This is a genomic window from Streptomyces sp. P17 (assembly GCF_032436805.1).
Lineage (GTDB): Bacteria > Actinomycetota > Actinomycetes > Streptomycetales > Streptomycetaceae > Streptomyces.
Genome location: NZ_JAVRBF010001137.1, coordinates 1 through 255, shown reverse-complemented (window position 1 = coordinate 255; position 255 = coordinate 1). Strand labels below are relative to the sequence as shown.

General features: G+C 71.8%; 1 protein-coding gene. It reads right to left on the bottom strand.

The window, feature by feature from the left end; genetic code table 11:
• On the bottom strand, window positions 1-255 hold a 255-nt coding region (locus tag RMT89_RS44190), incomplete at both ends, for a glycoside hydrolase family protein (RefSeq protein ID WP_315889397.1).

Here is a 255-nt window from a genome sequence, read left to right as displayed (position 1 = left end):
CTGCATCAGCCTGGCCTCGTCTTCGCGCCGCCGCGTCAGGCCGGGCAGCACGCGCCCGCCGCCCTTGTTCCACAGGCCCAGCCGTCGCCGGACCTCGGCCCAGTCACGCCGCACCCACGCCTGCACCCAACTGGCGCGCCCGATGGCCCCGGTGTTGAAATGAAAGCTCACCCCGGCGTCGAATTCATGCTGGCGCGCCCCCGGCATGACCCGCGCCACCGCCGGTTCGTAATTGCGCGAAAGCGCCAGACCCAG